Below are 10,327 nucleotides of genomic sequence, written 5' to 3'. Positions count from 1 at the left end.
TGGGCGTTGGGCGTTGGGCGTTGGGCGTTGGGCGTTGGGCGTTGAGCGTTGAGCGTTGAGGGTTGAGGGTTGAGGGTTGAGGGTTGAGGGTTGAGGGTTGAGGGTTGAGGGTTGAGGGTTGAGGGTTGGGCGATGGGGGCAGGCTAGCGGACGCTCAACGCCCAACGCCGAACGCCCCACCTCACAAAGGGCTGTCGATCCTTATCCAGGTCGTCTTCACTTCGGTGTATTTGTCGAACGCGTGCAGCGACTTGTCGCGGCCAATGCCACTTTGCTTGAAGCCGCCGAAGGGCACGGTGATGTCGTCCTCGTCGTACTGGTTCACGTGCACGGTGCCCGCGCGCAGCGCGCGCGCCACGCCGTGTGCCTTGTTGATGTCGCGCGTCCACACCGCCGCCTGCAGGCCGTAGACGTTGCTGTTGGCCTGCTTCACCACGTCGGCCGCGTCGGTGAACGACAGCACCGAGAGCACCGGGCCGAAGATCTCCTCGCGCGCGATGGTCATGTCGTTCTTCACGCCGTCGAAGATGGTGGGCAGCACGTAACAGCCGCCCTTGACCGGCTCGGCCGCCTCGCCACCGGCCAGCAGCTTGGCGCCTTCCTTTTTTCCGCTGTCGATGTAGCGCAGCACGGTATCGAGCTGTGTGCGATCGACGATGGCGCCCATCACGGTGGACTTCTCCAGCGGATTGGCGGGCTGGTACTGCGGCACCAGCTTCAGCGCCTTCTCCAGAAAGGCCTCCTTGATCGAGGCCTCGACGAACAGGCGCGAGGGCGCGTTGCAACTCTCACCCTGGTTGAAGAAGATGCTGCCCACCGCCGCCTCCACCGCACGGTCCAGGTCAGGGCAGTCGGCGAACACGATGTTGGGCGACTTGCCGCCCAGCTCCGTCCAGGCGCGCTTGAGGTTGCTCTGCCCGGCCATCACGTGGATCTGCTTGCCCACCCGCGTGCTGCCGGTGAAGGCGATGCAGTCCACGTCCATGTGCAGCGCCAGCGGGCTGCCCGCCTCGGGCCCCAGGCCCGGCACCACGCTGAACACGCCAGGCGGGACACCCGCGGCCAGCGCGAGTTCGGCCAGGCGCAGCGCGGTCAGCGGGCTTTTCTCGCTGGGCTTGAGCACCACCGAGTTGCCGGCCGCCAAAGCCGGCGCGATCTTCCAGGCCGCCATGATCATCGGGTAGTTCCAGGGCACGATCACGCCCACCACACCCACCGGCTCGCGCGTGATCAGCGCCAGCGCGGTGTCGGGCGTGGGCGCGATCTCGTCGTACACCTTGTCCACCGCTTCGCCATACCAGCGTATGCAGTTGGCCGCGCTGTTCACGTCCACGCTGCGGGCGTATTTCACCGGCTTGCCCATGTCCAGGGTCTCGGTCAGCGCAAGCTCGTCGGCGTGCGCCAGGATCTGGTCGGCAAACGCCAGCATCACGCGCTTGCGCTTGGCGGGTGGCAGGCCGGCCCAGCGCCGGTCCTCGAAGGCCGCCCGCGCGGCCGCCACCGCGGCGTCGATGTCGGCCGCCTGGCCACGCGCCACGGGCGCGAGCAGCCGGCCATCCACCGGCGAAAAACAGTCAAAGGTCTGGCCGTCGCGCGCGGCAACGCGCGCGCCATCGATGAAGGCGCGGCCGTCGAAGGTCGGAGAGGTCATGGCGGGAGGTCCGGGTTGAACAACACGTGCCCCGCTCGGCCGCGAGCGGGACTGGCACCATGCTACGCCCGAAACCTTTGCTCTGGCTGGTCCACTTTGCGGACAGGCATCCGCACCGCATGCCACCTCCGTCGCTTCAGCCCGCCGGCCCCGGACTGGGGTCCCTGGGCCTGGGCGGCTGGGCCCCGGCGCCGGCCCCCTCGGCGCCGGCACCCGCACCCGCCTGCGCCATCACACGCATCCATTCCGGCACGCCACCACCACCACCACCACCTCCTCCTCCTCCGGCATCCGCAGCCCGCCCGCGCCGAACGGCCGTCGCCGTCAACGGCGGCGGCGGAATCGGTCGCGTGTCCGTCGCAGGCAGCGCGCGGGGCGCGTCCAACGGCGCGGGGCCAGCCCCAGCCCCAACGTCCGCTCCCGCGCCTCCCGCCCCCCCATCCCCCGGCAGAGGCACGTCAGCGGCAGGCGCCAGGGCGACGCCGAGTTGAACGGTCTCGGCGGCAGGCAAGATGACCACACCACGCTGGACGGGAGCACGCCCTGCCCCCGCGGCCGCCCCGGCGCCGGGCGCATCGCGCATCAGCTGGTCCAGGCGCCCTGGCGGCGTGAGCAACCACTGGTTGCGCCTGCTGGCCGCCTGCCATTGCATGCGGCGCGCGGGCGACATGTGCGCCAGCAGAGTGGCGGTGGCCGCGCCAAACCGGGCCGCCTGAATCGGGTCCCTGGTGCCATGGAGGTGCTCCACCCGTTCCGGGGTGTACGCCATCATGAACTCCGCAGGGAGCACCCACGTCCGGACGCCTTCAACGGTGCGCGCCGCAGCGCACCTGTGCGCGGCCAGCTCCATCAATTGGACAACCGCCTCGTCGGACCCCGCCCGCAGGACACGCCGCGCACGCCCCACCAGGAACGGGTCGGTGACATCATGGCCGTGCGCCAGTTGCCTGAGCGCAAGGCCAGGCCCCGAGTCCATTTCCGTCGAATACGCCACGCGCCACAGTTCGGCGACCTCGCTCCTCCGGTGGCTCCCGTGCGCACCCAGGGCGGGCGCAGGCGGCCGGTCGCCAGCGGTCCGTGCATGGGCCGCCGCAGCGGCGCTGCCCGGACCGGCTGCGAGCAATCGGTGACCACCGCCCCCCGGGATTTCAGCGAGGCGCATCAAGGGGCCCGTCGCACGACCGGCGTCGAGGGCCCGCAGGCTGGCCTCCTGATCGGCCGGCGGCATCCGGTCCAGGCAGGTCATGGCCGCGCCCACGGCCATGGCGCTTGCGCTCGGGTCGTTGGCCAGGGCCGCGAAGCCCTCCGGCCCGACCCAAGCCAGCGCCATCTCGCGGGCGCGCGGAAAAGCCTCAGGAGGCTCGCCCAGCACCACACGGGCCAGCAGCGCCTTCTCCGCCGGCGTCCCGCTGCGCTGCATGGTGTCGAGCGCCGCGTCCGTCAGCAGCGCGCGCATGTGGCCGGTGCGGGCCCAACTGCCGCGCGCTTCTGCTGCCGTCGCGGCGACGTGGGTGGCCGCCATCGCAATGGCCAGCGGATCCCCGCTGACGGCCACACGGTCCAAAAAGCCGTCCTTGGCAAAAGGCGCCGTCTTGCGCGCCAGTTCCGGGTCCTGTACCGGTGGGTAAGGTGACCGGGTGGCATCGCACGACGCTCCCGCCAGCAGCGCGCCGGCCCAGCCCGGTGCGGCCCGGTCCACCGCCGGACGGACCACGCGTTCTCTCGTCACCTCCCTCTGCAGTGTCAGCAGCCGATCGCCGCCCAGCCAATCGCCCGCGCCCAGCTCCACGCTGGCCTGGGCGGCCGCAAGGCTCACGATCGCGGCACTTCCGGCATCCCCCCGGTCGGCGATCTCCCGCCCCCAGCCGCACCGTTGCATCTCCAGCAGTTGATGGGCCAGCGCCACCCCCACCTGGGGCGAGTAGGGCGAGTGGAGCAGCACCTGGATACGCCGCACGCCAGGTGCATAGGGCGCGCTAGGGTTCGGAGACCAATCGGTCGGTGAAGGAACGGGCATGGCATCCTCTTTCAAGAAGAGGCACGCGCGGCACGCGTGCGTGCGGCCCATTCTTTGGCATCGCCACGCCGAGGACGCGGCGCCGGCATCAACTACCGCCCGCCTGGAACGAGCCAGGCGCGGGCGTCAGCGAAATTGGCCCACTGCGGCCATCTTGAGCGTGAGCCACGAGCCCTCGAACGGGTTCGCCGTGGCTGGCCCGCTTGGCGAACAGGCGTCCGCACCGCATGCCTCCGCCGCTTCAGCCCAGGCCCGGACTGGGGCCTCTGCCGGGAGGCGGGCCCCCGGGGACATGGCCAGCGCCAGCGCCAGCGCCAGCACCAGCACCAGCACCAGCACCAGCACCTTCTCGCGCCATCACACGCATCCACTCCGGTACTTCACGGTCGCCACCACCACCACCACCACCTCCTCCTCCGTCACCGCCACCGCCACCGCCACCACCACCACCACCACCTCCTCCTCCGCCACCGCCACCCGCGTCGGCTCCCCACGCGTGGGGGATGGCCAAGGGAGCTGGTTCTATGGCGCCTCCACCCGCCCCACCCGCCCCACCGGCCGGAGGAGCGTCCGGGGCCGGTGCGATGAGAACGCCAGGTTGGAAAGGAGCGCCTCCCGGCCCTGCCATGTCGGCGGCCAGCTCGATCGGTTGACCGAGTTGAACCAGAACGCGAGGATCCGCCGCGCCAGCCGCCGGGGCCGCATCGGGCGCATCGCGGCGCATCGGCGGGGCCGACCTCAATGGCAGACCCGCGGTCAACAGTTGGGTGTGTCTGCCCGCGAAATTCCATTGCATGCGTCGCTCGCGGGACATGCCCTCCACCAGGCGTGCGCTGGCGGCGTCAAACCGCCCGTCCCCACGGAAAGGCTCCACCATATGCGTGCCGCACACCATCATGAGTTCCGCAGGGAGCCTCCACATCCGGGCTACATCTGGCGTACCCGCCGTCGCCATACGTTGAGCGGCCAATTCGAACAACCCGCGGACCGGCGGGAAGGCGAGCCTTGTGCCGGCCCGCCCGCCCAGCACGACCTTCGTACACCCCACCAGCTTCTCAGGGGTGGGGTGGGGGTCGTCAGCGAGCGCCTCGACCGCCGCCTCGGGAGTCATCTTCCTTGGGCGAACCGTACCCCACCACGCAGAGAGCTGCTCCCCTGGGTAGCTGCTGCCATCCGCGCCCGCTGCGGGTGGCCGCTCGCCAGCCACCCGCTCCAGCGCCGCCGCCGCCGCACTGCCCGGACCGGCCCCCAGCAAACGGTAACCACCCCCAGGGGCTTCCGACGCGGCCATCAGTTCCCCTGTGCTGCGACCAGACCGAAGGGCGCGCAGGCTGGCATCCTGATCGGCCGGTGACATCCTGCCCAGGCAGGCCAGGGCCGCGCCCACGGCCATGGCGTTGGCGCTCGGGTCGTCGGCCAGGGCCGCGATGCCCTCCGGGCCGACCCAGCCCAGCGCCATCTCACGGGCGCGTGGAAAAGCCCCAGGAGGCTCGCCCAGCACCACGCGGGCCAGCAGCGCCCTCTCCGCCGGCGTCCCGCTGCGCTGCATGGTGTCAAGCGCCGCGTCCGTCAGCAGTGCGCCCATGTGGCCGGTGGGAGCCCGGGAGCCCCGCGCCTTTGCCGCCGTGGCGGCCACGTGGGTGGCGGCCATTGCAATGGCCAGTGAATTCCCGCTGGTGGCCACACGGGCCAGGAAGCCGTCGTTGGCAAAAGGCACCGTCTTGCGCGCCAGCTCCGGATGCTGTACCGGTGGGTAGGGCGACCGGGTCACATCGCAAGACCCTCCCGCCAGCAGCGCGCCGGCCCAGTCCAAATCTCGCACCGCACGCTGCACAACCGGACCGGTCACGCGGTTTCTCGTCAACGCCTCCCGCATAAATGCCATCCGCTCACTTCCCACCCAGCCCAACGCGAGCATCTCGGCCTGCGCCACGGCGGCCGCATAGCTCAAGACCGCGGCCGAACAGGTGTCTCCTCTCGCTGCGACCGCCTTCTCCGTCTCGCTCATCCTCAACGCATACAGCTGATGGGTCAGCATCACGCCCACCATGGGCGAATAGGGCGCACGCAGCAGCGTCTGGACGCGATACAGGCCTTGTTCATAGGGCGCGTCATAGGCCCAGTAGGACGGTGGGGGAACAGGCATGGCATCCTCCTTCAGGAAGTGGCACGCGCAACCGCGTGCGTGCAGCCCATTCTTTGGCATGACCGCGCCGCGGACGCGGCGCCGGCATCAACTGCCGCCGGCCTGGAACGAGCCAGGCGCGGGCGCGAGCGAACCCGGCCCGGCCCGTCTCAGCTGCGCACCGCGGCGGCGATCTCGCGTTCGCGCCGGCGCGTGGCCCGTGCCACCCACACCGCGTAGCTCACGATGACGACGGTGACGGTAAAGATCAGCAGCGTGGCGGCGGCGTAGATGGTGGGGTTGATGCCGCGCCGCGCGTAGCCGAAGATCACCTGCGGCAGCGTGCTCACCCCCGGGCCGGAGAGGAATTCGGCGATCACCACGTCGTCGAAGGACAGCGTGAACGCCAGCAGGAAGGCCGCGAGCAGGGCCTGGAAGATGTTGGGCAGCGTGATCAGGAAGAACACCTGGTGCGGACGCGCGCCCAGGTCCATGGCGGCGTCCTCGATGGAGCGGTCCATCTCCTGCAGGCGCGACTGGATCACCACCACGCCGTACGCCATGCCCAGCAGCGTGTGGCCCAGGATGATGGTGAGCAGGCCGCGCTGCGGCCAGCCGAACAGGTTCTGCGCGCCCACCGCCAGCAGCAGCAGCGACAGGCCGATGATCACCTCGGGCATCACCAGCGGCGCGTTGACCATGCCGGAGAACACCGTGCGCCCCAGGAAACGCCGGTAGCGCACCAGCACGAAGGCGGCGAAGGTGGCCAGCACGGCCGACAGCAGGCCGGTGACGGCGGCCACCTTGAGCGAGAGCCAGAAGCCCTCGACGATCTTGGTGTCGCGCGTGAGGGCCTCGTACCAGCGCAGCGAGAAGCCGGTGAAGCGGGCGTCCTGCCGGGTGCTGTTGAACGAGAACACGATCATGAACACCAGCGGCAGGTACAGGAAGGCGAACACCAGCGCCAGCCAGAACTTGCCGAAGTGCTTTTCAAGGACTTGTCTCATGGTCTGGCCTCCTTTCAGCGCTTCTCGGTCGCGTTGCCGGCGTAGCGGTAGTAGAACGCCAGCGGGATCACGATGATCGCGATCATCACCACCGCCAGCGCGGTCGCGCGCGGCCAGTCGTTGGCGGTGAACATCTCGTCCCAGACCACGCGGCCGATCATCAGGTTCTCCGGCCCGCCCAGCAGCGAGGGAATCACGAACTCGCCCACGCAGGGAATGAAGACCAGCATGAAGCCGGCGATGATGCCGGCCTTGGACAGCGGCACCGTGATCAGCCAGAAGGCCTTGAAGGGCGAGGTGCCCAGGTCGTAGGCGGCTTCCAGCAGGCGGAAATCCATCTTCACCAGGTTGGCGTAGAGCGGCAGCACCATGAAGGGCAGGTACACGTAGGTCATGCCGATCAGCATGGACACGTTGGTGTAGAGCATGGGAATGGGCTCGCTGGTCAGCCCGATGGCCATGAGAAAGCGGTTGAGCACACCCTGGTCGGCCAGGATGCCCTTCCAGGCGTAGACGCGCAGCAGGAAGGAGGTCCAGAACGGCAGCATCACCATCAGCAGCAGCGCCGGGCGGATGCTCGCCGGCGAGCGCGCGATGAAGTAGGCGAAGGGGTAGCCGATCAGCAGGCACAGGATGGCGGTGCACAGCGCATACCAGATGGAGCGCAGGTAGGCGTCGATGTAGAGCGTGCGGAACAGTGGCTCACCCTCGGCCACGCGGAAGATGGCGAGGTAGTTCTCGTACTTCAGGCTGAGGATGCCGGTGACCGGGTCCCAGATCGGCTTGAATGGGCTGATGTCGCCACCCATGTCCACGAAGCTGATGTACAGCAGGATCAGGAACGGCAGGAAGAAGAACACCAGCAGCCACGCATAGGGCACGCCGATGACGAAACGTTTGCCGGGGATGGGTAGGGAGGCCATTTGAAGTTCCTGCGAAGTGGGCGAACCAAGCACGCTATCCAGGGATGCGGAGGAACCGGCTTCGCCGGGCCTCTCGCGCCGTTTTCCCTTCCAGAGGGGAGGCCGCGAAGCGCCGCGGAGGGGTCATCCCGTCAGCCCCTCAGGACCACGCCGGCGGTGTCGGTCCACCAGAAGAAGACGTTGTCTTCCCAGGTGATGTCCGAGAGGTCGTGCCGCGAGGTGTTGGCCTCGGTGATCTTCACCCTGGAGCCATCGCTGGCGACGACGATGAAGGTGTTGTAGGAACCGAAGTAGGCGATTTCCTTGACCTTGCCGGTGAACAGGTTGGGGCCGGCTTCGGCGGGGCGCTGCTTGCTGATCTCGATCTTCTCGGGCCGCACGGCGATGGCCACCGGCATGTTCAAGGTGCCACTCACGCCATGGCCGACATGGATCTCGCCGATGGCGGTGGACGCGGCGCAGCGGTCGGGCTCGTCCACGCTGAGCTTGCCCTCGAACAGGTTGACGTTGCCGATGAAGTCGGCGACGAAACGGTTGGTCGGGTGCTCGTAGATCTCCTCGGGCGTGCCCACCTGCAGCACGCGGCCCTTGCTCATGATGGCGATGCGGCTGGCCATGGTCATGGCCTCTTCCTGGTCGTGGGTCACCATCACCACCGTCACGCCGACCTTCTCGATGATGTTGACCAGCTCGAACTGGGTCTGCTCGCGCAGCTTCTTGTCCAGCGCGCCCAGGGGCTCGTCCAGCAGCAGCAGCTTGGGCCGCTTGGCCAGGCTGCGCGCCAGCGCCACACGCTGCTGCTGCCCGCCCGAGAGCTGGTGCGGCTTGCGCTTGGCATACGGTGTGAGCTGCACCAGCGCCAGCATCTCGTCGGTGCGCTGCTGGACCTCGGCCTTGGGCAGGCCCTCGCGCTTGAGGCCGAAGGCGACGTTCTCCCAGATGTTGAGGTGCGGGAACAGCGCATAGGACTGGAACATCATGTTGACGGGCCGGTCGTAGGGCGGCATGGTCGCCACGTCCTGCCCGCCGAGCAGGATGCGCCCGGATGTGGGCTTCTCGAAGCCGGCCAGCATGCGCAGCAGGGTGGACTTGCCGCAGCCCGAACTGCCCAGCAAGGCAAATATCTCGCCCTTGCCGATCGAGAGCGAGACCTCGTCGACGGCGACCGCCTCGTCAAAGCGCTTGACCAGTTTCTCGGTCACCAGAAATCCTGTGGTGTCAGCCATCTTGGCGTCCCTTTCTTCTTCGAGGTCCCAAAAAGAAGGGCTGCTCAGCCCGGAGGATGAACAGCCCTTGACGTGCCGAGCGCGCGGCGCCGGTTTACTTGCCGCGCTTGAACGCGTTGTAGGTCTCGTTGACCACGCTGGCGATGTCGTTGGAGAAGCCGCCGGTGGGGATCAGGCGCGCCGTGTCCTCCGGGCCCAGGAAAATGGTCTTGTTGTTCTTGACCTCGTCCTTGATGTCGGGCAGCGCGGCCTTGTTGCCGGTCGGGTAGTTCAGCTCGTTGGCCATGGCGGCGGCGTTGGCGGCGCGCAGGTAGAAGTCCATGAACACGTGGGCGTTGTTGACGTGCTTGGCGTCCTTGGGGATGGCCATGGTGTCGATGAACACCAGGCCGCCGCCGGTGGGCAGCAGGGGCACGATCTCGTCCTTGCCACCGGTTTCCTTCACGCGGCCAGCGGCGATGTTGATGTCGCCCGACCAGCCGATGAAGGCACAGGCCTTGCCGCCAGCGATGTCGTCGATCATGGTGCTGGAGAACAGGCGCACATCCTTGCGCACCTTTTTGAGCATCTCACCCGCGGCCTTGAAATCTTCCGGGTTCTCGCTGTAGGCCGGCTTGCCCACATAGTGCAGCGCCACCGGCAGGATCTCGCTGGGCGAGTCCAGGTAGGCAATGCCGCAGGAGCGCAGCTTGCTGGAGTACTCGGGCTTGAACACCAGGTCCCAGGCGTTCTCGGGCATGGGCATGCCGCCCAGCGCCTTCTCCACCTTCTGCTTGTTGATGCCCACCGTGGTGAAGCCCCAGGCCCAGGGCACCAGGTACTTGTTGTCCGGGTCCACGCCGGCGATCTTGGACATGAAGTCCGGATCCAGGTTGCCGTAGTTGGTGAGCTTGCTCTTGTCGATCGGCTGGTACAGGCCGCCATCGATCTGCTTCTTGGCGAAGCCGGCGGTGGGGATCACGATGTCGTAGCCCGAATTGCCGGCCACCAGCTTGGCGTGCAGCGCCTCGTTGTTCTCGAAGGTGTCGTAGTTGACCTTGACGCCGTACTCCTTCTCGAAGTCCGCGATCAGGGACTCGGTGATGTAGTCGGGCCAGTTGTAGACGTTGAGGACCTTTTCGTCGTCCAGCACCGGACCGGCAGGCGCCGCCGGCGCCGCGGCCACGGGGGCGGCGGCGGGCGCCGCTGCTGGCGCGGGCTCCTCCTTCTTGCCACAGGCGGCCAGCAGGACGGCTGACATCGCGAGAACCAGGACGTGCTTTTTCATGGTGTTGCTCACTCCAACGGGGTTAAAGACCAAAACTCGGGCGGGCGGGTCCGAAGCGCGCTCGCAAGACTAGCAATTTTCAGACCCACGCGGGCTGCCCAGCTCGGAAAT

7 protein-coding genes are annotated in these 10,327 nt (G+C 68.2%); all 7 read right to left on the bottom strand.

The window, feature by feature from the left end:
* Positions 1–181: 181 nt before the first annotated feature.
* Positions 182–1,651 carry an aldehyde dehydrogenase gene (locus KIT53_RS17680; protein WP_297755405.1) on the bottom strand — a complete coding sequence of 490 codons (1,470 nt, stop codon included), beginning with the start codon at positions 1,649–1,651 and terminating at the stop codon, positions 182–184.
* Positions 1,652–1,787: 136 nt separating this feature from the next.
* Positions 1,788–3,608, bottom strand: coding sequence for a hypothetical protein (locus KIT53_RS17675; RefSeq protein WP_297755402.1), 1,821 nt, complete (start codon positions 3,606–3,608; stop codon positions 1,788–1,790).
* A gap of 301 nt (positions 3,609–3,909) precedes the next feature.
* A complete protein-coding gene (locus KIT53_RS17670) occupies positions 3,910–5,814 on the bottom strand; it encodes a hypothetical protein (RefSeq protein WP_297755399.1) in 1,905 nt (634 codons plus the stop codon).
* Between the two features lie 149 nt (positions 5,815–5,963).
* The gene (locus KIT53_RS17665; protein WP_297755396.1) at positions 5,964–6,800 is read right to left on the bottom strand and encodes an ABC transporter permease subunit; all 837 of its coding nucleotides are present in this window, start codon (positions 6,798–6,800) and stop codon (positions 5,964–5,966) included.
* A gap of 14 nt (positions 6,801–6,814) precedes the next feature.
* On the bottom strand, positions 6,815–7,723 hold the full coding sequence (locus KIT53_RS17660; RefSeq protein ID WP_297755393.1) for an ABC transporter permease subunit: 909 nt from the start codon (positions 7,721–7,723) through the stop codon (positions 6,815–6,817).
* Positions 7,724–7,854: 131 nt separating this feature from the next.
* A complete protein-coding gene (gene potA, locus KIT53_RS17655; protein WP_297755390.1) occupies positions 7,855–8,949 on the bottom strand; it encodes a polyamine ABC transporter ATP-binding protein in 1,095 nt (364 codons plus the stop codon).
* 94 nt (positions 8,950–9,043) lie between these two features.
* Positions 9,044–10,216, bottom strand: coding sequence for an extracellular solute-binding protein (locus tag KIT53_RS17650; RefSeq protein ID WP_297755387.1), 1,173 nt, complete (start codon positions 10,214–10,216; stop codon positions 9,044–9,046).
* Between the last annotated feature and the right edge of the window lie 111 nt (positions 10,217–10,327).

This window comes from Hydrogenophaga sp. (assembly GCF_026125785.1).
Classification (GTDB): Bacteria; Pseudomonadota; Gammaproteobacteria; order Burkholderiales; family Burkholderiaceae_C; genus Hydrogenophaga.
This window is presented reverse-complemented; position numbering and strand designations above follow the sequence as displayed.

What these genes read in the sequence shown, in the direction of transcription:
- KIT53_RS17650 (WP_297755387.1), bottom strand. Translation starts at nt 10,216, where the DNA reads ATGAAAAAGCACGTCCTGGTTCTCGCGATGTCAGCCGTCCTGCTGGCC.
- KIT53_RS17680 (WP_297755405.1), bottom strand. Translation starts at nt 1,651, where the DNA reads ATGACCTCTCCGACCTTCGACGGCCGCGCCTTCATCGATGGCGCGCGC.
- potA (WP_297755390.1), bottom strand. Translation starts at nt 8,949, where the DNA reads ATGGCTGACACCACAGGATTTCTGGTGACCGAGAAACTGGTCAAGCGC.
- KIT53_RS17670 (WP_297755399.1), bottom strand. Translation starts at nt 5,814, where the DNA reads ATGCCTGTTCCCCCACCGTCCTACTGGGCCTATGACGCGCCCTATGAA.
- KIT53_RS17660 (WP_297755393.1), bottom strand. Translation starts at nt 7,723, where the DNA reads ATGGCCTCCCTACCCATCCCCGGCAAACGTTTCGTCATCGGCGTGCCC.
- KIT53_RS17665 (WP_297755396.1), bottom strand. Translation starts at nt 6,800, where the DNA reads ATGAGACAAGTCCTTGAAAAGCACTTCGGCAAGTTCTGGCTGGCGCTG.